The organism is Candidatus Pseudothioglobus sp. uisw_142 (assembly GCF_059512465.1).
Map to the genome: position 1 here is coordinate 917,350 of NZ_CM183452.1, position 26,133 is coordinate 943,482.

At 35.0% G+C, this 26,133-nt stretch carries 29 protein-coding genes; 24 read left to right on the forward strand and 5 right to left on the reverse strand.

Features of this window, described 5'->3' with window-relative positions; translation table 11 throughout:
- The first annotated feature begins 107 nt into the window (after positions 1-107).
- From nrdA to AC5YGB_RS04730, 3 genes are read left to right on the forward strand one after another with little or no spacing between them, the layout of a single operon-like run.
- The gene (gene nrdA, locus AC5YGB_RS04720) at positions 108-2,423 is read left to right on the forward strand and encodes a class 1a ribonucleoside-diphosphate reductase subunit alpha (RefSeq protein ID WP_496136764.1); all 2,316 of its coding nucleotides are present in this window, start codon (positions 108-110) and stop codon (positions 2,421-2,423) included.
- 12 nt (positions 2,424-2,435) lie between these two features.
- Positions 2,436-3,572 carry a class Ia ribonucleoside-diphosphate reductase subunit beta gene (gene nrdB, locus AC5YGB_RS04725; protein WP_496136765.1) on the forward strand — a complete coding sequence of 379 codons (1,137 nt, stop codon included), beginning with the start codon at positions 2,436-2,438 and terminating at the stop codon, positions 3,570-3,572.
- Positions 3,573-3,586: 14 nt separating this feature from the next.
- Positions 3,587-3,850 (forward strand): 2Fe-2S iron-sulfur cluster-binding protein, encoded by a 264-nt coding sequence (locus tag AC5YGB_RS04730; RefSeq protein ID WP_020024353.1) that lies wholly within the window; start codon positions 3,587-3,589, stop codon positions 3,848-3,850.
- Here the strand turns inward: AC5YGB_RS04730 and mnmH are convergent.
- The 4 genes from mnmH to AC5YGB_RS04750 all read right to left on the reverse strand — a co-directional run bounded on the left by mnmH (position 3,847) and on the right by AC5YGB_RS04750 (position 7,007).
- Positions 3,847-4,935 carry a tRNA 2-selenouridine(34) synthase MnmH gene (gene mnmH / locus AC5YGB_RS04735; RefSeq protein ID WP_496136766.1) on the reverse strand — a complete coding sequence of 363 codons (1,089 nt, stop codon included), beginning with the start codon at positions 4,933-4,935 and terminating at the stop codon, positions 3,847-3,849. The genes AC5YGB_RS04730 and mnmH overlap by 4 nt on opposite strands.
- Positions 4,932-5,975, reverse strand: a complete 1,044-nt coding sequence (gene selD, locus AC5YGB_RS04740; protein ID WP_496136767.1) for a selenide, water dikinase SelD — start codon at positions 5,973-5,975, stop codon at positions 4,932-4,934. The genes mnmH and selD overlap by 4 nt, the downstream gene beginning before the upstream one ends.
- Positions 5,976-6,626, reverse strand: a complete 651-nt coding sequence (locus AC5YGB_RS04745) for a dUTP diphosphatase (protein WP_496136768.1) — start codon at positions 6,624-6,626, stop codon at positions 5,976-5,978.
- A gap of 63 nt (positions 6,627-6,689) precedes the next feature.
- Positions 6,690-7,007: a rhodanese-like domain-containing protein gene (locus tag AC5YGB_RS04750; protein ID WP_496136769.1), complete on the reverse strand. Its 318-nt coding sequence runs from the start codon at positions 7,005-7,007 to the stop codon at positions 6,690-6,692.
- A 70-nt stretch (positions 7,008-7,077) separates the two neighbouring features.
- Between AC5YGB_RS04750 and AC5YGB_RS04755 the strand changes: the two genes are divergently transcribed.
- The 8 genes from AC5YGB_RS04755 (at position 7,078) to AC5YGB_RS04790 (ending at position 12,238) form a co-directional block, all read left to right on the forward strand.
- Complete coding sequence (locus AC5YGB_RS04755) at positions 7,078-7,365, forward strand: DUF493 family protein (protein ID WP_496136770.1); 288 nt, start codon at positions 7,078-7,080, stop codon at positions 7,363-7,365.
- Positions 7,366-7,371: 6 nt separating this feature from the next.
- Complete coding sequence (gene lipB, locus AC5YGB_RS04760) at positions 7,372-7,983, forward strand: lipoyl(octanoyl) transferase LipB (RefSeq protein WP_496136771.1); 612 nt, start codon at positions 7,372-7,374, stop codon at positions 7,981-7,983.
- Entirely contained in the window at positions 7,967-8,914 is a 948-nt protein-coding gene (lipA, locus tag AC5YGB_RS04765; protein ID WP_496136772.1) for a lipoyl synthase, read from the forward strand. Before lipB ends, lipA begins: the two co-directional genes overlap by 17 nt.
- Before the next feature lie 64 nt (positions 8,915-8,978).
- Positions 8,979-9,362, forward strand: coding sequence for a DUF2177 family protein (locus tag AC5YGB_RS04770; protein ID WP_496136773.1), 384 nt, complete (start codon positions 8,979-8,981; stop codon positions 9,360-9,362).
- Between the two features lie 7 nt (positions 9,363-9,369).
- On the forward strand, positions 9,370-10,326 hold the full coding sequence (gene pdxA, locus AC5YGB_RS04775; protein ID WP_496136774.1) for a 4-hydroxythreonine-4-phosphate dehydrogenase PdxA: 957 nt from the start codon (positions 9,370-9,372) through the stop codon (positions 10,324-10,326).
- Positions 10,316-11,071, forward strand: coding sequence for a 16S rRNA (adenine(1518)-N(6)/adenine(1519)-N(6))-dimethyltransferase RsmA (gene rsmA, locus AC5YGB_RS04780; RefSeq protein WP_496136775.1), 756 nt, complete (start codon positions 10,316-10,318; stop codon positions 11,069-11,071). Before pdxA ends, rsmA begins: the two co-directional genes overlap by 11 nt.
- On the forward strand, positions 11,049-11,426 hold the full coding sequence (gene apaG / locus AC5YGB_RS04785; RefSeq protein WP_020025433.1) for a Co2+/Mg2+ efflux facilitator ApaG/CorD: 378 nt from the start codon (positions 11,049-11,051) through the stop codon (positions 11,424-11,426). Before rsmA ends, apaG begins: the two co-directional genes overlap by 23 nt.
- An 8-nt stretch (positions 11,427-11,434) precedes the next feature.
- Complete coding sequence (locus AC5YGB_RS04790; protein WP_496136776.1) at positions 11,435-12,238, forward strand: symmetrical bis(5'-nucleosyl)-tetraphosphatase; 804 nt, start codon at positions 11,435-11,437, stop codon at positions 12,236-12,238.
- Here AC5YGB_RS04790 and dapF read toward each other — a convergent pair.
- On the reverse strand, positions 12,235-13,053 hold the full coding sequence (dapF, locus tag AC5YGB_RS04795) for a diaminopimelate epimerase (protein ID WP_496136777.1): 819 nt from the start codon (positions 13,051-13,053) through the stop codon (positions 12,235-12,237). The genes AC5YGB_RS04790 and dapF overlap by 4 nt on opposite strands.
- Before the next feature lie 84 nt (positions 13,054-13,137).
- Here dapF and AC5YGB_RS04800 point away from each other — a divergent pair, with 84 nt between their 5' ends.
- The 13 genes from AC5YGB_RS04800 (at position 13,138) to parE (ending at position 25,980) form a co-directional block, all read left to right on the forward strand.
- Positions 13,138-13,500: a gamma-butyrobetaine hydroxylase-like domain-containing protein gene (locus AC5YGB_RS04800; protein ID WP_496138017.1), complete on the forward strand. Its 363-nt coding sequence runs from the start codon at positions 13,138-13,140 to the stop codon at positions 13,498-13,500.
- A 129-nt stretch (positions 13,501-13,629) separates the two neighbouring features.
- The gene (gene bamA, locus AC5YGB_RS04805) at positions 13,630-15,939 is read left to right on the forward strand and encodes an outer membrane protein assembly factor BamA (protein WP_496136778.1); all 2,310 of its coding nucleotides are present in this window, start codon (positions 13,630-13,632) and stop codon (positions 15,937-15,939) included.
- A gap of 46 nt (positions 15,940-15,985) precedes the next feature.
- Complete coding sequence (locus AC5YGB_RS04810; protein WP_496136779.1) at positions 15,986-16,444, forward strand: OmpH family outer membrane protein; 459 nt, start codon at positions 15,986-15,988, stop codon at positions 16,442-16,444.
- Positions 16,441-17,439 (forward strand): UDP-3-O-(3-hydroxymyristoyl)glucosamine N-acyltransferase, encoded by a 999-nt coding sequence (gene lpxD / locus AC5YGB_RS04815; protein WP_496136780.1) that lies wholly within the window; start codon positions 16,441-16,443, stop codon positions 17,437-17,439. The genes AC5YGB_RS04810 and lpxD overlap by 4 nt, the downstream gene beginning before the upstream one ends.
- A 4-nt stretch (positions 17,440-17,443) precedes the next feature.
- The gene (gene fabZ, locus AC5YGB_RS04820) at positions 17,444-17,890 is read left to right on the forward strand and encodes a 3-hydroxyacyl-ACP dehydratase FabZ (RefSeq protein ID WP_496136781.1); all 447 of its coding nucleotides are present in this window, start codon (positions 17,444-17,446) and stop codon (positions 17,888-17,890) included.
- A 2-nt stretch (positions 17,891-17,892) separates the two neighbouring features.
- Complete coding sequence (gene lpxA, locus AC5YGB_RS04825; RefSeq protein WP_496136782.1) at positions 17,893-18,690, forward strand: acyl-ACP--UDP-N-acetylglucosamine O-acyltransferase; 798 nt, start codon at positions 17,893-17,895, stop codon at positions 18,688-18,690.
- A gap of 16 nt (positions 18,691-18,706) precedes the next feature.
- Positions 18,707-20,236 (forward strand): murein biosynthesis integral membrane protein MurJ, encoded by a 1,530-nt coding sequence (murJ, locus tag AC5YGB_RS04830; RefSeq protein ID WP_496136783.1) that lies wholly within the window; start codon positions 18,707-18,709, stop codon positions 20,234-20,236.
- Complete coding sequence (locus AC5YGB_RS04835; protein WP_496136784.1) at positions 20,233-20,499, forward strand: oxidative damage protection protein; 267 nt, start codon at positions 20,233-20,235, stop codon at positions 20,497-20,499. Before murJ ends, AC5YGB_RS04835 begins: the two co-directional genes overlap by 4 nt.
- A gap of 22 nt (positions 20,500-20,521) precedes the next feature.
- Positions 20,522-21,148 (forward strand): guanylate kinase, encoded by a 627-nt coding sequence (gmk, locus tag AC5YGB_RS04840; RefSeq protein ID WP_496136785.1) that lies wholly within the window; start codon positions 20,522-20,524, stop codon positions 21,146-21,148.
- Between the two features lie 50 nt (positions 21,149-21,198).
- The gene (gene rpoH, locus AC5YGB_RS04845) at positions 21,199-22,026 is read left to right on the forward strand and encodes an RNA polymerase sigma factor RpoH (RefSeq protein ID WP_271770484.1); all 828 of its coding nucleotides are present in this window, start codon (positions 21,199-21,201) and stop codon (positions 22,024-22,026) included.
- Between the two features lie 43 nt (positions 22,027-22,069).
- On the forward strand, positions 22,070-22,360 hold the full coding sequence (locus AC5YGB_RS04850) for a co-chaperone GroES (protein WP_020025420.1): 291 nt from the start codon (positions 22,070-22,072) through the stop codon (positions 22,358-22,360).
- A gap of 12 nt (positions 22,361-22,372) precedes the next feature.
- Positions 22,373-24,013, forward strand: coding sequence for a chaperonin GroEL (gene groL, locus AC5YGB_RS04855; RefSeq protein WP_020025419.1), 1,641 nt, complete (start codon positions 22,373-22,375; stop codon positions 24,011-24,013).
- A gap of 83 nt (positions 24,014-24,096) precedes the next feature.
- Positions 24,097-25,980, forward strand: coding sequence for a DNA topoisomerase IV subunit B (gene parE / locus AC5YGB_RS04860; RefSeq protein ID WP_496136786.1), 1,884 nt, complete (start codon positions 24,097-24,099; stop codon positions 25,978-25,980).
- The last annotated feature ends 153 nt before the right edge of the window (positions 25,981-26,133 follow it).

The window sequence follows — 26,133 nt, forward strand, 5'->3', positions numbered from 1 at the left end:
TCAACATAATTATCTGAATAATATTTCATCTATATTAATTATATTCTATATTTAGTGTATATTTATCATCGTAAGCACTAAATGTAGTACCCTTTTAGGAGTTGAGTTTGAACCAGGAAATCCAGGCAGTTAAAGAACAAGCTGTCGATCAAGAAATATTAGTTACCAAAAGAGATGGCTCAAAAGAGTCAATTGATTTCGAAAAAATTCATCGTGTTGTTCATTGGGCCTCACAAGACTTGGAAAATATCTCTGTCTCTCAAGTTGAAATTAATGCTCAATTAGCATTTTTTGATGGTATCAAAACTGAAGACATACATGAAACTATTATTAAGTCTGCTGCAGATTTAATTTCAACTGATGTTCCTGATTATCAGTATTTAGCAGCTCGTTTAGCAATTTTTCATCTTAGAAAAAAAGCATTTAAATCCTTCACTCCACCCTCCTTAATTGATCACGTTACTAAGCTTACAAATTTAGGGATTTATGATAAAGATATACTAAATAAATATAACGCTTCTGAGTTTGAAGAGTTCAATAATTATATTGATCATTGGCGTGACATGAACTTTTCGTATGCTGCAGTTAAGCAACTTGAGGGTAAATATTTAGTCCAAAACCGTGTAACTGGTGAGATTCATGAGTCTCCTCAGATGTTGTACATGCTCGTTGGAATGTGCTTATTTCAAGAATACAAAGGCAAGGCTAGAATTAAAATTGTTAAGCGTTTTTATGATGCCTCATCTAACTTCAAAATCTCATTACCAACTCCAATAATGGCTGGCGTGAGAACGCCAACTCGTCAATTTTCCTCTTGTGTTTTAATTGAAACAGATGATGATTTAGACTCCATTAGTGCTGCTTCTGGTGCAATTGTCAAATATGTATCTCAACGCGCTGGTATAGGAATTAATGCTGGAAAAATTCGTGCTCTTGGCAGCCCAATTAGAGGCGGAGAAGCTACTCATACTGGCTGTATTCCCTTCTTTAAGCACTTTCATACAGCGGTTAAATCATGCTCTCAAGGTGGTGTAAGAGGAGGCGCTGCAACGCTTTTTTACCCTTTGTGGCATCTAGAAGTTGAGGGCTTAATTGTTTTAAAAAATAATACCGGTACCGATGAAAATCGAATCAGACATCTTGACTATGGTGTTCAATTTAATGGCTTAATGTACGAACGTTTTTTAAAAGATGAAAATATCACCTTATTCTCGCCTAATGATGTTCCTGGCCTCTATGATTCCTTTTTTGCTGATCAAAAAAAGTTTAAAAAACTGTATGAAAAGTACGAGAAAGATGATTCTATTCGTAAACAGCAAATTAGTGCTCGTGAACTATTTGCAATGTTTATGAAAGAGAGAGCAAATACAGGTCGTATATATCTTCAAAATGTTGATCATTGCAACACTCATGGTGCTTTTGACCCTTTACAAGCTCCAGTTAAGCAATCTAATCTTTGCATGGAAATTACATTGCCAACAAAACCTTTATACTCTGTTCAAGATAAAGAAGGTGAAGTAGCGCTCTGTACGCTTTCTGCAGTTAACTTAGGGGCTCTTGAGAGTCTTGACGAACTTGAAGACATTACTGATATTATTGTGCGCTCTCTTGATTCTTTGCTTGACTATCAAGATTACCCACTAAAAGCTGCGGAGATTGCTAGTAATAATCGAAGAACACTTGGCATTGGAGTAACAAATTTAGCTTACTATCTAGCCAAGAATGGTGCTAAATACTCTGATGGATCTGGCAATGAATTAATCCATCAAACATTTGAAGCGCTTCAATATTACTCATTGAAAGCGTCAAATGAAATCGCAGAAGAGTTTGGTCCCTGCCCTCTTTTCTCTGAGACGCAGTATGCAAAAGGCATAATGCCAACCGATAGCTATAAAAAAGATATTGATGAGTTCTGTAATACTGAGCTTGAGCTTGATTGGGACACTTTAAGAAAAAATATAAAAGCTAAAGGCCTGAGAAACTCAACCTTAACTGCTCTTATGCCTTGCGAAAGCTCGTCTCAAATTTCTAATTCCACCAATGGCATTGAACCTCCAAGAGGCTATATATCTGTCAAGCAATCTAAAGATGGAATTCTTAAACAGGTTGTTCCTGAGTATGAAAAACTTCATAAAAGTTATGAGCTGCTTTGGGATATCAAAGACAATGAAGGCTACCTTCAATTGTGTGCAATTATGCAAAAATTTGTTGATCAATCTATCTCAACAAATACTCACTATGACCCTTCGCAATATGATGGAAATAGAGTGCCAATGAAGCTTTTCTTAATGGACCTCTTAAAGGCTTATAAGTATGGCATTAAGACGCTTTATTACCATACAACTAGAGATGGAGCCAGTGATGATCAAAATGCTGCTATAAAGGGCGATGATGACTGTGAAGATGGTGTTTGTAAACTATAAAATTTATTAATTATGTCCTATAGTATATTTAATCAAAAAATTAATGACACGCTCAAAGAGCCAATGTTCTTTGGTGATGCTGTAAATGTTGCACGCTTTGATCAACAAAAATTTGAGATGTTTGAAAAGCTTACTGAAAAACAACTTTCTTTTTTTTGGCGACCCGAAGAAATTGATGTGTCAAAAGACAAAATTGATTTTGGTAAGTTATTGCCAAACGAAAAGCATATTTTTATATCTAACCTTCAATATCAGATTTTATTAGACTCTGTTCAAGGACGCTCACCTAACATTGCCTTTCTTCCGATTGTTTCTCTTCCTGAGTTAGAAAACTGGATTGAAACTTGGGCTTTTTCAGAGACCATCCATTCTCGCTCGTATACTCACATTATTAGAGCAATTGTTAATGAACCAGGCGCAGTTTTTGATGAAATCATGAAAACTGAAGAGATTATTCAAAGAGCGACAAGCGTTTCTAAACATTATGATAAGTTAATTAAGCATACGCAGGCCTACCTCCTCAACGGTGAAGGTGAGCATCAAATTGATGGAAAAACTCTTAGCATTAATATGTATTCTCTTAAGAGACTTCTCTATTTAACAATAATGTCTGTAAATATTTTAGAAGCTATCCGCTTCTATGTCAGTTTTGCATGTTCATTTGCTTTTGCGGAAAGAAAGGTAATGGAAGGTAATGCAAAAATTATTAAGCTAATTGCTAGAGATGAAGCGCTTCATCTCACAGGCACACAGCACATGCTTAATTTAATGCGTGATGGTAAGGATGACCCTGATATGCAAGCCATTGCCATTGAGTGTGAAGCAGAAGTTATTCAGATGTTTAAAGATGCTGCGAATCAGGAAAAAGAGTGGGCCGAGTATCTTTTCAGGGACGGCTCTATGATTGGACTTAATGCACAAATTCTTAAGCAATACCTTGAATATATTACCAATATTCGTATGTCGGCTCTCAATATGCAGCCGATTTTTGAACAAACTACGAACCCACTGCCATGGTTAAACCACTGGCTTGATTCTGATAATGTCCAAGTTGCCCCACAAGAGACTGAGATTACCTCTTATCTTGTAAGTGCGATTGACAATACTATTGACTCTGAAGACGAAGATTTTAGTGACTTTAAGCTTTAAGTGCTTAGCATCAAATGTTCAAAATTGATGTCGATAATATTAATGGAAAAACAGAGTCGCTCTATGTCTATGGAGAAGATTCTATACTCACTGAACTTGAGGCAAACAACGTCTTAGTTAATCATAGCTGTAGACAGGGTCATTGTGGCAGCTGTATTTTAAAACTTGTTAAAGGTGATGTAGTTCATCAAGAGTGTCTTGTACCATTATCTCAGGGTGAAATCTTAGCCTGCCAATCAAGGCCAGTTTCTGACATAAAAATAACAACAAAGATTTAATTCTTTTCTAAAAATTTTTTCACTTCTTTGCAATTTCCTTCAAATATAACTCTTTGTTTTTTATTGTTTATTTGAAAATTATACATGGGGTCGTAATAGTCAACTAAAAGTGATTCAATGAGCGGTAAATAATCACTGATATCAGCATTATTTTGATGATTTTTAAGGGCTAACTTTAACTGAGTTAAGAGTGATTGATATCTATCACCACCTAGCCTCTTCTGGATTTTATATAGGCTCATAAGCCAATAGTTTGAAAAATTTTCAAAACCTTTTTCTGAATTTATTGCTTTAAATTGTCTTTCCATATCGACAACATAACTTTTTAAACTAATTCGCAATCTATCCTCAAGTGAAGCAGTCAATAAAATAATTTTAGAGTCACGTGATTTTAATTTGATGGAATCAGGAATATGAATCATTCCAATATTGTTACCCTCATCTTCAATTAACAATTGACTAAAAGACTCTTTTTTAATTAATTCAATACTTAAATTATTTTCAAAATCAATTTGCTTGGGTTGAGGTGATACGTTATTCCCAAATGCAGATCCTCTATGGTTGGCAAGACCCTCTAAATCAATACTATTATCAATCTCATTCAATAGTATTGTCTTTCCACAGCCAGTTTGGCCCCCAATCACAATAAACTCTTTATTATTTGTAATTCTAACCATTTCATACAGAAGAAATGATCTTAGGGCCTTGTATCCACCCTTAATTCTTGGGTAAGAGACCCCAGATTCCTCATAAATCCACTCTTGAGTTATCTTTGAGCGTAAGCCACCCCTAAAACAATAAAGTGCCCCTTTTGGGTTCTTACTAACAAAATCAAGCCACTTCTCAACTCTTTCTTGTTTTAATTTTCCATTGATTAACTCATGACCAAGTTGAATAGCTGAATTTTGACCTTTTTCTTTGTAACAAATGCCAATTTGATGTCTTTCACTATCATTCATTAAGGGAAAGTTCTCCGCTTGAGGGAAAGAGCCTCCAGAGAACTCGATTGGGGCTCTTACATCTAGTAAAGGGAGATTGGCTTTAAAGATTTTGGAAAAATTATCAATTTCTTCGAGATTGCTCATTTCAAAATGATTGTTTGAGACTCAGCATTCTTTTGAGTGATTTTTCCAATAGGATTTAAATGAAGTCCATTTAACTCCATAAGCTTCTCAAATTCTTCTAAAGCATCATTTGAAACAGAAACTAGGAGACCACCACTGGTTTGAGGATCGCAAATAATTGATTTTTCAAGATTTGATATTCTGCTGATCTGTTCTCCATAACTATCAAAGTTTCTTTGCGTGCCTCCAGGAACACAATCATTTTCAATATATTTCAAAATATTTGGAAGCAATGGAAGCGTATCGAAAATTATCTCTGCAGATGTATTGCTTCCTTTACAAACCTCTAGGAGATGGCCGCCTAAACCAAAACCTGTAACATCTGTAACTGCATTAACCCCATGGATCGTAGCTAATTTATAACCAATATCATTCAAAGTGCACATTTGTTTGACTGCAGTAGCATGATCATTGGCACTCACAATCTTCTTTTTTTGCGCAGTCGATAAAATACCAATTCCTAATGGCTTAGTCAAAAACAAGGTGTCATTAACCTTTGCACCAATATTTCTTTTTAAGTTTTTAATTTCTACAATTCCGGACACTGAAAGACCAAAAATTGGCTCTGGTGAGTCAATGCTATGGCCTCCAGCAAGAGAAATTCCTGCCTGCCTGCATATCTCTCGGCCGCCATCAATGACTTTTGCACCAACATCAGTGGAAAGCATATTTATGGGCCATCCAAAGATTGAAATAGCCATTAAGGGTTTACCACCCATCGCATAAACATCACTTAATGCATTACTACCAGCAATCATTCCAAAATCAAAAGGATCATCCACAATTGGCATAAAGAAATCAGTAGTACTTATGAGTGCCCTACCATCCCCTAGATCATAAACAGCAGCATCATCACTTGATTCATGCCCTACTAATAAATTTGAATCGACCAAGCTATCTAGTTTAGTTCCTAAAATTTCTTTTAAAAGTTTTGGTGAAATCTTGCAGCCACATCCAGCGCCATGGCTGAATTCAGTTAGTTTTATATGTTCAGTAGCCATCTAGAGTTTAGAGTAAGCAGAATCCAGCTTATCATAAAGTTCAGTTGGGGTAATTTTAGGATTCATATTCATAATATCAAAAGCAACTACATTGTCTTCAACACCCCCCCAAATCTTTATATATGAGCCATCTTTATAGCCATTTTGCTGTCTAAAAGTATTCAATTGGTTTTTGACAACATAGCGCTTATACAAATTTTCAACATCGATACCTAAGTGTGAAATTATGATAAAGAATGTATCCGTAATCTCCCTAATATTGTTTATTTCTTTATCGATACTAGATACAACAGATAATTTCAGCATCTTTTCCAATAAGGATATCAATGTATCAGTATCATAATCTCCTTTAGCCTTAATATCTAGGTGCCTATTGGCATAAGATTGATCGTTGATACGAATCGATTCAGACATAACAAAATGCCAAATATCAACTAGCTCTACCCTTATATTATCCCAATCGGGCTCATCATCGATATTTTTCCAGTGCTTCCAATTAAACGAGTCAATTGCTTCAGCAACCTCCATGTAAATCCCCCTATACCAAGATATTTGTCGGTTTTCTTTAGTATATCCTTTAATCCATACTTGGCCATTTGTTTGATTGTTTAATTGCATTTGAAGCAAAAACATTTGTTCAATTTGATTCATATTATTTTAATTGGTGGATTTATAAACTATAAGAGTTTAATATTAGATAGCATCAAGAAAAACTTAATACCTTTCAACAGCATTATCAACTTCTCTGGACCAGGCATCAATACCACCTCTAAGGTTATAAAGAGATTGAAAGCCCTTTGATAATAAAAAATTAGCAACCTGCATGGAACGCATTCCATGATGACAATAAAGAGAATAACTTAAACTTAAATCTAGATCAGAAAAAGTTTCAGTAATGGAGCTCATAGGCATGTTAATTGCGCCATTAATCTTGCAAAGATCAAATTCTGATTTTTCTCTAACGTCAATGAGAATATGACCTTCATCTGCTATCGATTGTTGAAATTCTTGGGGAGTTAAGTCTTCTATCATTGGTAAATTTATTTAATATAAAAAATATTAATTATATTTTATTATTAACAATTATGTACAGGTAACTTTAATGGGTAAAATTTACGTTGTGACTGAAATGAATGAAGACATTTTTAAATTCCCTTGTGATTATCCAATAAAAGTCTTTGGGCTAAATCAGCCTGATTTAATAGATACAGTTGGTGCTATCGTTGAAAGATACGTTGGAAAACTGCATAGTAATCAAATCACGCATAAGAAAAGCTCAAAGGGAAAGTATGTTTCTGTGACCATTAGAATCATTGCAACAAGTAGAAAACAGCTTGATTCAATAAATGAAGACCTTCAAAACTGCCCTCTAGTTTCTTATCTTTTATAAAGTAGCATGATTCAAATTCGTGAAAAAGGCTTGCAAGACTACACCACAATCTGGAAAGAAATGATCTCTTTTACTAACTCTAGAAATGCTGACACTCCTGATGAAATTTGGCTTTTGGAACATGAAAGTGTTTTCACTCAAGGCCTTACAGGCAGATCTGAAAATCTATTAGAAGAAACCGATATTTCAGTGATTCAATCGGATAGAGGTGGTCAAATCACTTATCACGCTCCAGGTCAATTGATTGTCTACTGTTTAATTGACATAAAAAGACTTGGGATTGGTATAAAAAAAATGGTCAGTTTGATTGAACAATCAGTCATTGATCTACTTGAAGAGTACTCGATCTCATCTCATAAGGTCAGCAGTGCTCCGGGTGTTTACGTTGATGGATCCAAAATTGCAGCGTTAGGACTAAAAGTCAGGCATGGAAGAACATATCATGGATTGAGCTTAAATATTGATATGGATCTCTCTCCATTTAAGCTAATTAACCCCTGCGGTTTCAAGGATTTAAATGTTACCCAGATGTCAAATCTAACGGATAATACGCTTGAATTATCTGAGATCAAAAAACAACTAACTCGCCATCTTTCAAATTATGTCTCAAGAACTTGAAATTAAAGCCTTAAAAGGTGAATCCAAAATCAGCAGGCTCAAGATCAAGCCAGACTCTGAGAGAAAGCCATTAAAAAAGCCAAGCTGGATAAGAATTCGACATACAAACTCAAAAAAAGTTAATGAGTTAAAGAGTACCCTTCGAAGTCAGGAATTGTTCACGGTCTGTGAAGAGGCTCAGTGCCCCAACCTCAGTGAGTGCTTTAACCATGGAACGGCAACCTTTATGATTATGGGTCAGATCTGCACAAGGCGCTGTCCCTTTTGTGATGTTGCTCATGGCAGACCAAAACCATTAGACGCCAGTGAACCAAATCACTTGGCTGATACTATTTCTAAAATGGCGTTAAAGTATGTTGTCATTACATCAGTAGATCGTGATGATCTTAGAGATGGAGGAGCTATGCACTTTAAAGAATGTATCGACGCTATCAGGCAAAAAACGCCTAAAGTTAAAATTGAAATACTAACCCCAGACTTTCGTGGAAGAGTTGAAAAAGCCTTAGATATTTTTCAAGATTGTCCGCCTGATGTTTTTAATCATAATTTAGAGACCGTTCCAAGCTTATATCCTAAAGTGAGACCTGGCTCAGACTATAAGCAATCTTTGGAGCTACTTAAAAACTTTAAAGAAAAACATCCATCAGTCAAAACTAAGTCAGGATTAATGCTCGGTGTTGGAGAGACCCAAAAGCAGGTCATAGAAGTACTCAAAGACTTAAGAAAACATAAAGTTGATATGCTTACTCTTGGTCAATATCTGCAACCTAGTCATCATCATTTGGCCGTTGAAGAGTATATTTCACCAGAGCAATTTGAACACTACAAAACTATAGCTGAGGAACTCGGCTTTTCGCAGGTAGCAAGCGGTCCAATGGTTCGATCCTCCTATCATGCAGACCTCCAAGCTAAAGGGGAGCTTGTTAACTAAACTAGATAAAACTTAACAAAATAAAATTGACCTTTCTCTAAACCTTTAAAAGTATACTAATATTATGATTAAAACATTCTTTATAGCGCTAATCTTTTTCTTCATCATCGATGTTTTTTGGATTTATTTTGTGGCGACGCCTATGTACAAACAAGAGGTATCGTCCCTTATGGAGCTCAAAATTCCTCCAGCACTCCTTTTTTATGTGATTTTCTTACTGGGGCTCATATTTTTTGTCATTAACCCTAATCAAGATAATACACTTTTAAACGTGTTTTTAATTGGTGCTTTTTTTGGCTTAGTGACCTATGGAACCTATGATTTAACCGTTTACGCAACAATGAATATATTTAGTTTAAAGCTAGTTGTAGCAGATATACTTTGGGGAATGTTCCTTTCAGGCGCAGTTGCAGCACTTACCGTATTTACAATTAATAAATTAAACTGATTTTCCTATGACAATTGCACTTACTTCAGGCGAACCATCTGGAATTGGGCCCGATATTGCAATCATTTGTGCTCAAAAAGATAGGACTAAAAATCTAAGGGTCTACGCAGACCCAGATGCTCTCATTGAAAGGGCTAAATTACTTAAATTACCACTTATTCTCAAAGAGAGCAGTACTAATAAGGCTGGTGAATTAAGTATTTTTCCAATTAAATCTAAAGAAAAAACCGTGCCTGGACAGCTTAACCCAAATAACGCTGAGTATGTTCTATCTATCATTAAACAGGCCACTCATGACTGCTTAAATAAGACTTGTGATGGCATTCTAACAGGCCCAATAAATAAAGCAGTAATTAACCAAGCAGGTATAAAATTTAGTGGGCATACAGAATATTTAGCAGAATTATCTAATTGCTCAAAAACTGTCATGCTACTCGCAACCGCAAAACTTAAAGTAGCTCTTGCCACAACGCATTTAGCACTCAAAGATGTTCCAAAAAATATTACTAAAGAATCACTGACGGAAGTGATTTCAATTATTAATAATGATTTTAAATATTTAGGGGTTAATAATCCAAGCATTCTAGTATGTGGACTTAATCCGCATGCTGGTGAAAATGGATATCTTGGAGATGAAGAAATAAAGACAATAACGCCCGTGATTCAAACACTGAGTAAAAATGGTTTCAGGCTTTCTGGCCCTGTTCCAGCAGATACTGCTTTTACTGTTGACTCATTAAAAGATATTGATGTCGTCCTTGCAATGTACCATGACCAAGGCTTACCCGTTTTAAAAGCAAGTGGATTTAAGAATGCAGCCAATATTACGCTTGGTCTTCCTTTTATTAGAACCTCAGTTGATCATGGGACTGCACTAGGCCTTGCGGGGAGTGGCAATATTAGTCTTGGAAGTTTTAACTGCGCCTTGTCATTCTTTCAAAAACTAAGCAGTAATGCCTCATAAACCTCGAAAAAGATTTGGCCAAAATTTTTTAGTTGATCATCAGATCATTAACCAAGTTGTTTCAACAATCTCTCCTAAAAAAAATGATCATATCATTGAAATAGGGCCTGGAAAAGGCGCCCTAACATTCCCATTAATAGATTATTTGGAAAACATTCACGTCATTGAAATTGATCGAGACTTAATAGCCCTTCTTAAAAAAAAGAATAATATAAAAATAACTATTCATGAGTCTGATGCTTTGGTTTTTAATTTTGATCAATTTAAGCAGAAGGTTAGAATTGTAGGCAATCTTCCATACAATATATCATCTCCTTTGTTGTTTCATTTGCTTAACTATAGGGATAATATTATTGATATGACATTTATGCTTCAAAAAGAAGTTGTAGATCGAATAGTAGCCCCTCCTGGAAGTAAAGTCTATGGAAGGATAAGCGTCATTATGCAGACTTTTTTTGATACCGAACTTATGTTTGTTGTGCCTAAAGAATCTTTCGATCCACAACCCAAAATTGAATCTGCTATACTCTATTTAAAAACTAAAAAACAGCCGCTCGTTCAAGACTCTAAGCCTCTTGAGGAGATCGTTAAAATAGCATTTTCTCAAAGACGAAAAACACTAAAAAATTGTTTAAAATTAGTTCTAAATCAATCTCAAACTGACATTGATCTATCTCAAAGAGCTGAAATGTTAAGCGTTGAAAACTTTGTAACTCTTATGAATGATTATGAAAAACAAAATTGAAATTAATGTTGAAGTAACCTACCTTTCGGATCAATCAGATATCCTTAATAAACAATATGCCTATGCCTATACCATTACGATTACTAATCAAGGTGATACTGGCGCTCAACTTAGGACAAGGCGTTGGCTCATTCAAGACGAATCGGGCGAAACTGAAGAGGTAATTGGTGAGGGTGTTATTGGTCAACAGCCACATTTATCACCTGGTGAAAGCTTTAAATATAGCTCTGGAGCAATTATTAGTACTGAGACAGGGACCATGAAAGGCTCTTATGGAATGATTAGCGACATAGGCCAAAGGTTTGATGCAGACATCCCTGAATTTACATTGAGCGAACCTCATACCTTGCATTAAAAAGTTATATGGATTATGCCATTGGTGATGTTCAGGGATGCTTTAATAGCCTTAATGCACTTCTAAAAAAAATTAACTTTAATATTGATAGAGATCGTTTATATTTCTTAGGTGATGTTGTCAACCGTGGAACTCATTCATTAGAAACACTCCGGTTTATACTTTCTAATAAAGATAACGCAAACATGGTGTTAGGAAACCATGATTTCCATCTACTAGTTTGCGCCCTTACAGAGAGACATCCAAATAAAAAAGATACCTTTTATGATATTCTTGAAGCTAATGATAAAAATACTTTGTTAGATTATCTTATTGAGAGGCCTTTAGTAATCGAGTATGAGGACTCCTTAATGGTTCACGCTGGCGTTCCACCAAACTGGTCTCAATCAGATGTCATCAATAATGCTGCGATGGTTCACAGCCAACTTCGAAATAAAAATCCAAGTGAATTTTTATCTCAGATGTATGGTAATTTACCTCACTCATGGTCAGAAACTCTTACTATTGAGGAAAAATGTCGTTACACAATCAATGCCTTGATGAGGATGCGATTTTGCAAGGAAGATGGCGAGCTTGAGTTTGAACATAAACTCAATGTTGATAAAAATCCAACAGACTATAAAGCCTGGTTTCTTCATAAAAACCGCTTATTGAAAGAGCAAAAAATCTTTTTTGGGCATTGGTCTTCACTAAACAATGTAGACACAAATAACATTTACCCTCTAGACCATGGATGCATCTGGGGCGGACAGCTTACAGCTTACAATTTATCAAACAATATTTATATTTCGCAGGATTCAGTTGAAATCTAAGAAGATCCACTTCTCAGGTTAACAGAGCCTTCATAAACAAACTTACCAGGTCCAGTTAAATAGACCTTCTCTCCTTCAAACTCTACAGTTGCATCTCCACCATTCAAATGGACTATGACTTTAGAATCCAGTAGCCCCTGTCTTACTCCATGAATTACAGCAGCGCATGCACCAGAGCCACAAGCAAGAGTCTCCCCAACCCCTCTCTCTATTACTCTTAGCTGAATTTCACTTTTATTTAAGACTTTCATGAAGCCAACATTAACTCCCTCTGGAAATAACTCACTAGACTGAAGTTTAGAAGCAATAACATCAATGTCATTAATTTCATCTTGAATCAAAATAGCATGTGGATTTCCAATGGCCAGTGATCCAATCATATAGCCTTCAACATTATATTCTGGTAACACTTGATTTAAGTTTAAAGGTATTTTAGAAGGCTCAAAATTAGGTACTCCCATATCAACTTTTACAGTGTCATCACTATTTATATTTAGAACTAAGCGGCCAGCATTCGTCTCAACGGTCAGAGGATTTTTATATGAAAGGTTTTTTTTCTGAATATATAGCGCAAAACACCTTGCACCATTCCCACACTGACTTACTTCAGAGCCATCAGCATTAAATATGACATATCTAAAATCAGCAACTTTTGAGGTTGCAGATTCAATCATCAGAAGTTGGTCAAAACCAATTCCAAAGCGACGATCAGCCAATTGACGTATTTCTTCAACAGAAAGACAAACATCCCCATCAAGATTGCTCATGATAACAAAATCATTTCCTAAGCCATGCATTTTTGTAAAATTTATCATTATTATATTTTAACTGTTTGTCTTAAGAGTTTTTCAATTACTGCTATGTTAAAATTTATTAACATTAATCTTCCATTAAAAAGAATGACCCCTCCAAATAATATAACGCTTAGCAAAGATAAAAAACTACTCACTGTTAGCTTCAAAGAAGATGATTATGGTTTGACTAGTGAATTCTTAAGAGTGTATTCACCTTCAGCAGAAGTGAGAGGTCATGGTCCAGGGCAAGAAACATTGCAGTTAAACAAACAAGATGTGTCAATATCATCTCTTGTACCAATGGGCAATTATGCAATTGCTATACATTTTAGTGATGGGCATACTACTGGAATCTATTCCTGGAGTTATTTGCTTCATTTAGGAGTCGATAAAGAAGAATTGTGGCGGGATTACAGTAATCGCGTAAAGGACAATAACAATAAAAATTATCATAAAGTTTCTATTTAAAGTGAAGATTTTAATTTTTGTTAGATTGACAACAAGCGAGGTTAATTTGTTAAAATCACTTTATTAAGAGTTTATTTTATGTGCCAAACATCTTTGTAAAAACAAATTTAATTATTAAAGGTAAAAAAAATGAAAAATAAATTAATAAAATCCTTATTTCTTCTTTTCTTATTTTTTACAACAAATGCCTACTCAAATACAATAAATGAGATTAAATTCATAGGCCTAAACAACAATGCTGAAAGCACCTTATTGAAAGAATTACCTGTCAAACTTGGTGATGAATATTCAAGCACTACTAGTAATGCAATTATTCAATCACTTTTTAAAACTGGCCTTTACTCTGACATTAGTGTTTCTAATACACAGGGTAATTTAGATATCACCTTGGTAGAGAATCCTACGATAAAGTATTTTGACTTCAATCTTGATTCTGGCTCAGGTATTTCAAGTTGGCTTAAGAGTGAAAAGATGTTGATGAGCAATGAACTACTTGATGAGGAGCTTGTGAAGAATAATCTTTCTACTGGCAATCCATTTACACAAAATAAACTTGATGACTTTATATCAATTCTTGTGGCTAAATATTTAGAATCTGGTTACTATAATATCGTAATTAACCAAAATGTATCTACTGACACTCAAAATAGAGTGGGGATTGAATTACTTATTCAGCAAGGTGAGAGGGCTAAGATTGACAAACTTTCAATTTCTGGCAATGTTAAGCTTTCTGAAGATGATTTGATTCGCTTATTCAAAATTGGTGAATCAAACTTATTTAGTTTTTTTACTAATAAAAACTTGTTCACTGAAGATGATTTGACTAAAGGAATTGATTCAATTACGAATAAGTATTTTGATTCAGGATATTTGGACTTTGAGATTCTTAAAATCGAATCAGAGCTTGATGATAAGAAAGAGAAAATCTCTATAAATATCGAAATCCTTGAGGGAGTCCAATACCAACTTGGAAAAATTTCTTTTGATGGGGAATTAGGGGTTATTAGCAAAAATGAGCTTGAGAGTCAAATAACTATGAAAGAAGGAGATATATTTAATCGTAATCTTATTATCAAAGATATCCAAACATTAACAGATTTATATGCAGATAAAGGTTATGCATATATAGAAATTAAACCTGTAACATCGGATTTTTTAAATTCAGTAAACATCAACTTCAATATTAAACTTAATAATAAAATTTACATTAATAGAATTATAATATCAGGAAACACCCGAACTCAGGATGAGGTAATAAGAAGAGAAATTGGTATTTCAGAGGGAGGCCTATACTCTAGAAGTATTTTAAGGGACTCTCTTCTAAAATTAAGAAGACTTGGATATTTTTCTGATGTTAATATTTCAACCTCTCCAGTCGAAGGAATGCCTGACAAAATTAATGTCAAATATACTCTTGAAGAAACACAAACTGGCTCTGTAAGTTTCTCAGTTTCGCACAGCAATAATTATGGAATAGCGCTTGGAGCTGGCATACAAGAAAAAAATATATTTGGAAGTGGAAATACTCTTAATGCTAATTTTAAAATTTCAGAATCTTACAATAGAGTTAGTTTCTATTTTATGAATCCTAATTTTAATGATGAAGGACATAGTATTAGTTTTGGAGCTTTTAAAAGTGAAATAAATGATGATGATATTGCTGAGAACTCTTATGAAGTTGACACAACTGGTTTTAACTTTGGATATGGTGTTCCTCTAAGTAATGATACAAAAATTAATACTGAGTTTGAATATTCAAATAATGATGTTAAATGCAGCACACTATTTGCTAGCTTAGATTATGAATCATCTCAATGTTTATCTAATGACAAAGATGAATTTAAAATAAATGTTAATTGGAGTCAGAATACACTTAATGACTATTTGTACCCAACAGAAGGGATTAAGAATTCACTTTCTACTGGCATCTCCCTCCCTATAGGTGATTATAAATATTATGATTTTAATTTAGACCATACTAGTTATAACCCCGTAAATGAAACTATAACTCTAAAACTAACCGGAAACTTTAACCTTTCCAAAGGATATGATGACAAAAAACTTCCATTTTTTAAGCGAAATTTTGGAGGAGGTAGTGGTTCAGTGAGAGGTTTTGGAAACAAGACACTTGGGCCACTGTATCTTAATGGGAAAGCAAAAGGTGGTGAAATTGCAATACTTGGAAGTGCAAATCTAATAACTCCTGCTTTCTTTTTTGATAATAATGAAAAGATGAGAATGAGTGCCTTTATAGATGCAGGTAATATTTTTGAAAGTAGCTCAAATATTAAATTTGGTGATATTAGAATGTCAACTGGGCTTGGGTTTGCTTATTTAAGTCCCATAGGGTCAATTGGAGCGTTTATTTCAACCCCTATTATTAAAAAAGATGGTGATATTACAGAAGACTTTGGATTCTCATTAGGAACTGGCTTCTAAAAACCCTATGAGGGTATTACTAATATTTTTATTGTGCAGTTTTCAATTGTCAGCAAATGCAGACAATATTAAAATTGGTTTTATTGATACAAATCAAGTTGTTGTAAATCTTCCTCAATATAAAAAGAGTATAGATTTAATCTCTAGTTCATTTGAGCCAAAAAAGAAAGAGTTATTAGATTTATTTCAACACATTGAGCTTCTTAGAGCGAATATTGAATCAAATAAAAAAACTAGCGATTCCAGTGTTGATGAAATAGAATTATCTAAGCTTATAAATTTAGAGAATACCTTCAAGAGAGAAACTGAATACTGGCAGAGAACAATGAATAATAAAAAAATCAATCTTCTTAATGAAATTGAAACTCTTGTCAATCAAACAATTAATGCTTACGCTCAAGAGGAAGGCTATGATCTCATTTTTTATAAAGATGTTGCCTACGTGAGCGACAAGGTTAACATAACTCAAAATATCATAGAAAAAATTGAAAAACTTTCACCATGATATTAACACTTAAAGAAATTGCTGAGCTAGTTGGAGGCTCAATTGAAGGAGACTCTTCCAAATTAATTCATGGTATTGGCGCCTTAGACTCTGCAGATTCAAGTCAAATATCTTACGCAGTTAATAAAAAATATAAAGAATCTTTAATAAATTCAACAGCCGGTGCTTTTATTATCAATAAAAGTCTGATAGAGTTCTGTCCAAGAGACTTTATCTTAATTGACGATGTTTATCTTGCTTACTCAAGCCTTAGTCATGAATTTAAAATTACTCAAGATATTGGAGATTTTAATCATGAACATCAATTAAATTATCCAGGCTCAAAAGTTGCAGAAAATAGTTTGATTGGTAAAAATGTCAAGATTGGAAAGAGTTCAACAATTGGAGCTAATTGTGTAATCGAAAATAATGTCACAATTGGCCCTAACTCAATAATTGAATCAAATGTTACCATTCAAAGGGGGTGTCAAATTGGAAGCAACTGCGTAATTTCTCCAGGAGCTGTAATTGGTTCTGAAGGTTTTGGTAATGCAAGGGGTTCTGATAAAAAATGGAGTTCTATTGCTCATCTTGGAAATGTTTTAATTGGGAATAACGTATCAATTGGAGCTAATACTACGATTGATAGAGGTACTATTTCAGATACTGAAATTCATGATGGCGTAAAGATTGACAATCTTATTCACATAGCTCATAACGTTATTATTGGTGAAGATACCGCTATTGCAGCAAAAACAGGCATAGCTGGAACAACAGTTATTGGCAAAAGATGCATGATAGGAGGTGCGGTAGGCATTGTTGGGCACTTAAAGATTTCAGATGATGTTGTTATAAATGCTACTAGTACTGTCAATAGAGACATTACTAAACCTGGCGTATATACTGGTTTTGTCCCTCTTATGCTTCATTCAGAATGGAAAAAGGTAGGCATATGGCTAACAAAACTTGATAAAATTGCCACTTTTATGAAGATTAAATTAAAGAATATTAGGTAATACTATGGAAATGAATATAAACGAGGTTAAAAATTTTTTACCTCATCGATACCCTTTTTTACTTGTTGATCGGGTAATAAGCTTTGAATCAGGAAAAAATTTGACAGCTATTAAAAATATTTCTTTTAATGAGCCACAATTTACTGGTCACTTTCCTGACCAGCCAATCATGCCTGGTGTTTTAATTATTGAGGCTATGGCTCAAGCAACTGGAATATTGGCGTTTAAATCAGAAGTAGGAAGACCTGAAGTTGGTCAAATATATATGTTGGTTGGTGTCGATAAAGTTCGCTTTAAAAGAATTGTTGAGCCTGGTGATCAGCTTGAAATCCATGCAGAAGTTGTTACAGTTAAGCGCGGCATGTGGAAATTTAATTGTACAGCAAAAGTTGAAGGGGAACTTGTCACATCAGCGGAAATTTTATGCACACAAAAAAAAGCAGGTAACTGATAATGCCTATTAATTCCTCAGCTATTATTCATGAGAGTGCAAAAATCCATAAGGATGCAATAATATCTGCATATGCCCTAGTTGGTGCTAACGTTGAAATTGGTGCTGGAACAGTTATTGACTCTCATGCAGTAATTGAAGGCCCCACTAAAATTGGAAAAAACAATCATATCTATTCTTTTGCATCAATTGGAGGAGACCCTCAAGATATTACCTATCAAGAAGGTCAAGAAAGTAATCTAGTAATTGGTGATGATAATCTGATAAGGGAGTTCTGTACAATTAATAGAGGCACAGAAAAAGAAAACTCCTTAACAAGGATTGGTTCAAATAATATGCTGATGTCATATGTTCACATTGCTCATGACTGCCAACTTGGAAATCATATCATCATGTCGAACAATGCTTCTCTAGCTGGACATGTTAGAATTTCTGATTGGGCTATTCTTGGAGGGTTTGCACTAGTGAAACAATTTTGTAACATTGGTAGGCATACTTATGCAGGAATGGGGTCCCAAATTAACAAAGATATCCCTGATTATATGGTTGCTTCAGGGATTCATCCAAAAATTAGAAGTATCAATTCTGTAGGAATGAAACGAAGAGGCTTTAGTGCGAGTTCTATCTCTTCAGTTAAAAGAGCCTTTAAGGTAGTTTATAGGGACTCTCAGGGAAGGCTTTTGGATCAAGCTCTTAGTAAGCTTGAAGCATCAGAGTCTGATAGCCCTGAAGTCATGCAATTCGTAAAATGCATCAGGAATTCAAGAGTGGGCATTATGCGCGGTCCAGCAGATGAGTAATTAATTACCATAAATCATGTCCAAATCATTTATAAGGTCAAGCAGCATTGTTTCTGCAATGACCTTTGTTTCAAGGATATTAGGTCTCATCAGAGACTTTGTTATTGCAAGGCTTTTTGGTGCTAATGAGCTGACAGATGCATTTTTAGTCGCATTTAGAATTCCAAACTTTTTTAGACGTTTGTTTGCTGAAGGTGCATTTTCTCAAGCATTTTTACCAATCTTAGCTGCCACTAAAGCAAATCATAGTGATCAAGAAGTTCAGTTAGTAATTAATCATATAGCGACCAAGCTGTTAAGTGTTCTAATGATTATTACTCTTGTAGCTGTAATTATTGCACCTCTTATTATCTTTTTATTTGCATGGGGATTCTACTTTCAATCTGATAATTCCCAGTTTCAACTAGCGTCAAGCATGCTAAGAATAACTTTTCCATATTTATTACTTATTTCACTGACAGCTTTATCAGGATCAATTCTTAATACTTATGATAATTTTATAGTCCCCGCATTTACACCTGTCTTACTTAATATTTCATTAATCTTAAGTGCAATTTTCTTATCAGAATATCTATCAACTCCAATTATGGCCCTTGCATGGGGCGTCTTAATAGGCGGTATTGCGCAGCTTGCATTTCAAATTCCTTTTTTAAGAAAAATTAAAAGACTACCAAAATTAAAATTTGGACATCATCAAGCTCTTGTAACACTTAAAAAAAGAATGTTGCCTGCATTATTTGGAGTTTCGGTCTCTCAAATAAACCTTTTGGTTGATACCATGATTGCTTCAACACTTATTGCAGGAAGTGTTTCCTGGCTTTACTATTCAGATAGATTATTGGAGTTTCCATTGGCATTGATTGGAATAGCACTTGCAACTGTTGCTTTAGCAAAACTAAGTAATTATCATGCTCAAAAAGATTCTAAGAACTTTATCGAAACTATTGATAGAGCAATTATATTGGCAGTTTTATTTGGTATTCCAGCTTGTATTGGATTAGTTCTTCTTTCAGAAGAATTGATTGTTACTTTTTTTCAATATGAAGCATTTGATATTAATTCAGCAATAAAAACTTCATATAGTCTTCAAGCTTATGGTTCAGGATTAATGGCATTTATTGCTATTAAAATCTTTGCACCTATTTTTTTATCTAGAGGAGATACCAAAACACCTGTCAAGGCTGGAGTTGTTGCAATGGTTTCAAATATTATTTTAAACCTTATATTAGTTCAATTTTATGGACATGTTGGCCTAGCTGTAGCAACCTCTATTTCAGCGCTGCTAAATGCCTTGATACTTTACTTTTTCTTAATCAAGCAGTCTATCTATAAGTTGCACATTAATCTATATAAAATGTTATTTAAAGTTATATTATCAGTCTTTATAATGTCTTTATACATTATCTATTTTGATTCGGATATTGATATTTATTATGGGTCCTCAATGATCGAAAGATCTGCGCTCATTGTTAAGACGATAGCTATATCAATAGCTATCTATTTTTTATCACTATTTATACTTGGAGTTAGATTTAAAAATTTATGAGTACAGTTTATTGCGTTAAATTAAAAAAAGAATCAGAAGGTTTAGATAGAGCCCCCTACCCTGGTGAGCTTGGAAAAAAAATATTAGATTCAGTCTCTAAGGAAGCGTGGCAAATGTGGCTTGATCACCAAACAATGCTTATTAATGAAAATAACTTAAATTTATTTGAAGAGTCTTCTCAAGCCTACTTAAAAGAACAAATGGAAAAGTATTTTTTTTCGGACAATGATCTTGATCAAATCAAGGGATATATTCCAAAATAATGATAAAAAACTCTACTAACTAATGTCTAATTTATTCATCATTGCTGCTCCTTCAGGGTGTGGAAAAACAACCTTAGTCGATGCATTACTCAAAAACTCAGAACATTTATACTTGTCAGTCACCCACACTACGCGCAAACCAAGAGATGGTGAAGTTGATGGTGTCAATTATCACTTTATCTCTAAAACTGACTTTAAAAAAATGATTCTTAATAGAGAATTTGTTGAACATGCCGAAGTATTTGGAAACCTATACGGAAGCTCTCGAGAGAAAATTCAGGAAAATCTGAATAAAAATATTGATGTAATTCTCGAGATTGATTGGCAAGGAGCTCGTCAAGTTAAAGCAAATATGCCTAATGCCATTAGTATTTTTATATTGCCTCCTTCAAAAAAATCTTTACTCGAAAGACTTAAGGGTCGTGGTCAGGATGATGATGAAACAATTAAAAATAGAATGTCTGACGCTGAAAATCAAATGAAACACTATGACGAATTTGATTATCTCGTGATTAATGATATCTTTGAAGACGCATTATCAAATTTAAAAACCATCATTCATCATACCAATGATATTTTCAATAAATCTGAACTAACACTTGAAAAACAAGTTTTAAGACATAAATATTTACTTAATGAATTGATATAAATCATTTTTTTGGTATAATTTGCCTCTGATTTATCGTACTTGGAAACTTAATGAGTGAATTAGCATTATCGATAAAAAACGTATCTAGAGATCTAGAGGTACAAAAGTACCCTCCTATTCTTTCCCCAGAGGAGGAATATAACTTAGCTATCGAACTTTATGAGGATGGAAGCTTATCTGCAGCCCAAAAGCTAGTTCTAGCGCACATGCGCTTTGTAGCGTTTGTTGCTCACGGTTACAAGGGTTATGGACTCGAGCAAGCAGATTTAATCCAAGAAGGCACAATCGGCTTAATGAAGGCGGTTAAACGCTTCAACCCTCATAAAAAAGTCAGGCTTTCTTCATTTGCTGTTTACTGGATACGCGCTGAAATTCACGAATATATTTTCAAGAATTGGAAAATTGTTAAGGTCGCTACAACAAAAGCACAAAGAAAACTCTTTTTCAAACTAAAACAAGCTAAATCTAACATATTCCAATCTTTAACCAGCGAGCAGGCAAAAGTAATCGCTGAAGATTTAGGCGTTAGAGAAAAAGATGTTATTGAAATGGAATCAAGACTTCAACTCAACGATGTTGCGTTTGAAGTGAATGATGATGAAGACACTTACACTCCTGAGCACTACATATCTGATCCTGGTAAAAATCCAGAGCAATTAGTGGTCAGCAACAAAAGTCAAGAAGACCAACACAATAAGCTTTATCAAGCTCTTTCTTCTTTGGATGAGAGAAGTATCGATATTTTACAAGCTAGGTACTTGAAAGAAGAAAAATCGACCTTACATACATTAGCAGACAAGTATGGTGTTTCCGCTGAAAGGGTTCGTCAACTTGAAAATAAAGCTATCAAAAAGCTTAAAGAACGTCTAGAAGAGTAACAACTTTTTTACGACAATTTTTTATGTAATACCAGGAGAAAACATGGAAATCCGTCCCCTACACGATCGTGTAATCGTTCGAAGAGTAGAAGAAAAGAAAACAACAGCTAGTGGTTTAATCATCCCTGATTCATCAACTGAAAAGCCATCAAGAGGCGAGGTTGTAGCAGCAGGAAATGGAAGAATTAGTTCACAAGGAGACTTAATCCCATTGGATGTTAAAGTTGGTGACACGGTAATGTTTGGTCAATATTCAGGTTCTGAAATCACTGTTGGAGACGAAAAGCTTCTAGTGATGAGTGAAGATGAAATTGTTGCAGTAATTGAAGAATAAAGGAGATTTATAATGTCAGCGAAAGACGTAAAATTTAGCTCAGAAGCTAGAGATTTAATGATGTCAGGGGTAAACACTCTTGCAAATGCAGTGAAAGTTACACTTGGACCCAAAGGTAGAAATGTGGTTTTAGACAAATCATTTGGTGCTCCTTCTATCACTAAAGATGGAGTTTCTGTTGCTCAAGAGATTGAACTTGAAGGTAAATTTGAAAACATGGGTGCCCAGATGGTTAAAGAAGTTGCTTCCAAAACTAATGATATTGCGGGAGATGGAACAACTACCGCTACAGTTTTAGCTCAAACGCTAATATCTGAGGGTGTTAAGTCTGTAGCAGCTGGAATGAATCCTATGGATCTAAAAAGGGGCATTGATAAAGCCACTGCGGCAGTTGTCTCAAATCTACAAAAAGCATCCCAACCATGTAAAAACAGTGAAGCAATTGCGCAAGTTGCAACTATTTCAGCCAATTCAGACACATCTGTTGGCTCAATTATTGCTGAGGCTATGGAAAAAGTTGGAAAAGAAGGTGTAATTACGGTAGAAGAGGGCTCAACTCTTGAAAACGAACTTGATGTCGTTGAAGGAATGCAGTTTGATCGCGGGTACCTTTCACCATACTTTATAAATAACCAGGAAAAAATGTCTGCAGACCTTGAGCATCCATATATTTTGTTACATGATTCAAAAATTGCAAATATTCGTGACTTATTACCAGCCCTTGAAGCGGTTCAAAAAGCTGGAAAACCTCTTCTTATTATTGCTGAAGATATTGAGGGTGAAGCACTAGCAACTCTTGTTGTTAATAATATGCGCGGCATTGTTAAGGTAGCTGCTGTTAAAGCTCCAGGCTTTGGTGATCGTCGTAAAGCGATTCTTGAAGATATTGCAATCCTTACTGGCGGAACAGTTATTTCTGAAGAAGTTGGCTTGTCACTAGAAGCTATTACTGAAGAGCATTTAGGCACTGCTAAACGTATTGAAATCGGCAAAGACAATACTACAGTGATTGATGGTGCAGGTGCTAAAAAGAATATCACCTCTCGTATTGGTCAAATCAAAACTCAAATTGAAGCCACAAGCTCAGATTATGACAAAGAGAAGCTGCAAGAACGTTTAGCTAAACTTTCTGGCGGCGTTGCAGTCATTAAAGTAGGCGCGGCAACTGAAGTTGAAATGAAAGAGAAAAAAGATCGTGTTGATGATGCACTTCATGCAACTCGCGCAGCTGTTGAAGAAGGTGTTGTTCCTGGCGGAGGTGTCGCATTTGTACGCGCTATCTCATCACTAGATAAACTTAAAGGTGATAACAGCGATCAAGATGTAGGTATCAGCATCTGTAGACGCGCCTTAGAAGAGCCTTTAAGACAAATCGTTACTAATGGTGGTGGTGAGGCCTCAGTTGTTTTAAATGAAGTTTTAAAAGGCAAGGGTAATTATGGCTACAATGCTGCTTCAGAAGAGTATGGAGACATGCTTAAAATGGGTATCTTAGATCCAACCAAGGTATCACGTGCAGCTCTTCAACATGCAGCGAGTATCTCTGGTTTAATGATTACAACTGAAGCAATGATAACTGATATGCCTCAAGAAAGCGGTCCTGCAATGCCTGATATGGGCGGCATGGGTGGCGGCATGCCAGGTATGATGTAATTCTATTTGTTTTATAGTGAAAAGCCCCATTTTATGGGGCTTTTTTTTGGTATTATTATTGCCACTCAAACCCAATTCAAAATATGTCTAATTACGACGCATCTTCTATAGAAGTTCTTACTGGCCTGGAGCCAGTCAAAAAACGCCCAGGCATGTATACAGACACTGAAAACCCTAATCATCTTGCACAAGAAGTGGTTGATAATAGTGTCGATGAGGCAGTCTCGGGCTATGCTACCCAGATTAATGTTACGCTTCACACAGACAACTCTATGTCGGTCGAAGACAACGGTAGAGGAATACCAATAGATATTCATCCAAAAGAAGGAACACCTGCCGTTGAGGTCATCCTGACTAAACTCCACGCTGGTGGTAAATTTTCAAACGACTCGTACCAGTTCTCTGGTGGGCTTCATGGTGTTGGCATATCTGTCGTAAACGCCCTATCAAGCTCAATTGAAGTTTGGATTAAAAGAGATGCAAAGCAGTACTATATGAAATTTGAATCCAGTGTCAAATCCAATGATCTTGAGGAAATAGGCGCTGTTGGGAAGCGCAATACAGGAACTCTGATTAAATTTATGCCCGATGCGAAATTTTTTGATTCAGTAAAATTTTCAATAAAAAAACTGAGACATAATCTTCGCTCTAAAGCTGTCTTATGTCCTGGTCTTGAGGTTAATTTTAAAAATGAAATTGATGAAACTGAAGATACTTGGGTCTTTAAAGATGGCATAAAAGATTACTTGCAGGCCTCTTTGGATGGTCTTGAATGCATCCCATCTATTCCATTTTTAACCTCTTTTAAAACCAAGGAAGAGCAATTAGATTGTGCTTTAACTTGGACTGAAAACACCAGCAATATTACTGCCGAAAGTTTTGTGAATCTTATTCCAACTATTGGTGGAGGAACCCATGTTAATGGCCTAAGATCTGGACTGACTGATGCCCTTAAAGAATTCTGTGAATTTAGAAACCTTATTCCAAAAAATATTAAGCTAACTCCTGATGACGTTTGGCAAAGAATTGCTTATGTTCTTTCAATTAAAATTTTAGATCCTCAATTCTCTGGTCAAACAAAAGAAAGACTCTCCTCAAGAGAATGCGCCTCATTTGTCTCTGGTGTCGTTAAAGACTCTTTTAGTTTGTGGCTCAATCAGCATACTGATATCGCAGAAAAAATTGCTGAATTAGCCATTCTTAATGCTCAATCAAGATTAAAAACTGCTAAAAAAGTTGTCAGAAAAAAAATTGTTAGTGGTCCAGCTCTCCCTGGCAAGCTCTCAGATTGCACGAGTTCTGATCTTGAGCAAACAGAAGTTTTTTTAGTTGAGGGTGATTCTGCTGGTGGTTCAGCAAAGCAAGCAAGAGACAAGAATTATCAAGCAATACTTCCTTTAAGAGGTAAAATTCTTAATACGTGGGAGGTTGACTCATCTCAAGTTCTTGCTTCAAATGAAATTCATGATATCAGTATTGCAATTGGTCTAGAGCCAGATAACAATGATCTATCTGGATTGAGGTATGGAAAGGTATGCATCTTAGCTGATGCTGACTCAGATGGCCTTCATATTGCGACATTAATTTGCGCACTCTTCGTCAAACATTTTCCTAAGTTAGTGAGCCAAGGACATGTTTATGTTGCAATGCCTCCGCTTTATAGAATAGATGCTGGAAAACAAGTCTTTTATGCACTTGATGATAAAGAAAAAGAACAGTTTGAAGCAAGGCTTTTAAAAGAAAATCAACGTCAAAAAATTCAGGTTCAAAGATTTAAGGGACTTGGTGAAATGAATCCTAAGCAGCTCCGAGAAACTACTATGCAGCCTGATACAAGAAGACTGATTCAGCTCACTCTAAACCATCCTCTTCAGATACAAGAGACTATGGATATGCTACTTTCCAAAAAAAGAGCATCTGATCGAAAATCTTGGCTAGAAACAAAAGGCAATCTTGCTAATGTCTAAATAATATCTACTATCAGTGATTAGTGATATATTAAATTTAATTTCTTCTTAAAAACATAATTCCAAAATACATTAATTAAACAGTACTAATATTTATCAATAAATATTTAAAAATTTAACGCTATTTAGTGTTTTTTGAAGATAAAATATACA